The organism is Acidithiobacillus ferriphilus, assembly GCF_018854775.1.
In the GTDB taxonomy this organism is placed as follows: Bacteria; Pseudomonadota; Gammaproteobacteria; order Acidithiobacillales; family Acidithiobacillaceae; genus Acidithiobacillus; species Acidithiobacillus ferriphilus.
On record NZ_JAAZTY010000232.1, the window covers coordinates 1 to 2,083 of the forward strand.

Here is a 2,083-nt window from a genome sequence, read left to right on the forward strand (position 1 = left end):
CCGGCAATGGTCACACCGTTAAAGACCTCCGCCACACCCGATACTTTCCCGATACGCTGCGCCACCTGTCCTGCGACTTTTTCCAACGTCTGGGGATTCGCACCGAACACCTTGATTTCTATAGGTTGTGGTACGGCGGTAAGATCACCGATCAGATCCTCCATCAACTGTCCGGTCTCTACCCGCAGACCGGGCACTTGCTTGTTAATTTTGTCGCGTACATTCTGCATTACCTGCCAGATATTGCGACTGCGATGAGATTTCAAGCGAATAAAGAAGTCTCCGGTATTGGCCTCCGTAATACCGCCCCCCAATTGCAGGCCCGTGCGCCGGGAATAGCTCGCCACCTCCGGTGTCTTAGCCAAAATCTGTTGCACCTGGTCCAGCAAACGGTCGGTTTCGGCGAGGGAAGTGCCAGGGGCCGCCTTGTAGTCGAGAACGAAGCCTCCCTCGTCCATGGAGGGCATAAAACCGCTGCCCACCTGGGTATAGGACCAGCCCCCAAGGGCCAGAAAAGCGAACAAAATAGGTACTAGCAGTATGGGACGTCGCAAGAGTTTCTCCAGCACTCGGCCATAATGCAAACTGGTCCAGCCCAGGAGGCGACCCGGCCGCTCGGCCCTTTCGGCATCCCGACTGGTCAGCAACACATCCGCCAGAATGGGAACCGCCAGATAGGCGACCAGAAAGGAAATAATCAGCGCGGCGGAGATGGAGATGGCCAGTGCCTGGAAAAAAGCCCCGGTCACCCCGGACAAAAAGGCCAGCGGCGCGAAGATAACGATCGTCGCTGCCGAAGAACCCGCCAGCGGCTTACTCATTTCCAACGCGGAATGCAGCACCGGCACACGCTCCCCAGGGTGTTCGCTGATGCGCCGCATAATATGTTCGAGCATGACTACGGCGTCGTCCACCACCAACCCCACCGCGGCTGCCATACCGCCCAGCGTCATAATGTTAAAACTCTGATGAAGCACATAGAGAATCAGCACACTGGCCAGCAACACGCTGGGCAGGACGATGGCAACGATGAAGGTCAGCCGCAGATTACGGAGGAAAGCAAGGAGCACCAGTGCAGCCAGTGCGGCTCCGATAAAAATCGCATCCCGGACACTGGATGCGGCCGCCGTGATCAACTGGCTCTGGTCATACCAGGTGCTGATTTTTACTCCGGCCGGGATGCTGTCGACGTTTTGACGCAACAAAGTACGTATGGCACGGTCAATCGCCACCGTATTGGCTCCGAGTTGCTGTTTGACGTTAACCAACACTGCAGGCTTGCCATTGGCGGTGACTGTGGTCCACTGGGGAACTATGCCGGGGTGGATTTGCGCCACATCACTGAGATCCACCACGCCGTCGGCGCCGGTTTTGAGGATGGTGTGGCCGATATCCCGAGCATTTTTCAGGGGACTTTCGCTGAGGATCTGGTAAAGGCGGTAATGGCGCTGAAGACGTCCCACCGCAGTAATGATATTACTATTGGCGAGGGCATGTTCTACATCAGTGAGACTCAGGCCGTAGCTTTGCAGGCGCATGGGGTCAACGATCACCTGATATTCTGCCTGCGCACCGCCTTGAATATCCACCTGCGCTACGCCGTGGACAGCCAACAGCAAGGGGCGCAAGTCATAGTAGGCATAATGGCGCAAGGCCACAGAATCAAGGCGATCGGAAGTCAGGGAAAGACCGAGGATGGGAAAAACCGTCGGGTCCATGCGCCGGGCGCTGAAGCGGGTATTGGGCGGCAGCCTCGGGAGTGCGCGATTGACGGCCGACTCCGCCTGCAGCAGGGCCGAAGTCATGTTGGTACCCCAGGCAAACTGCACGGAGATCTCCGCCGCGCCCCGAGCCGTGGTGGAACGAATGCGCTGGACGCCAGGCACTGCGCGCAGGGCCTGCTCCAGCGGGCGAGTGACGGCAACTTGTGTTTGCGCGATGGGCATATTGCCAGAATCTGCGGAAACCACGATGCGCGGAAAGGTGATATCCGGGAACAGGGCCACGGGCATTTTCAACGCCACCAACAAACCCGCCAGCACCAACACCACCAGCATGAAAAGCAGAGAACGGCGGTGCCGTT

At 58.1% G+C, this 2,083-nt stretch carries 1 protein-coding gene; it reads right to left on the bottom strand.

The window, feature by feature from the left end:
* Window positions 1–2,083 (bottom strand): efflux RND transporter permease subunit (locus tag HF921_RS12745; protein ID WP_215893948.1); only part of this gene is annotated, 2,083 nt, incomplete at both ends.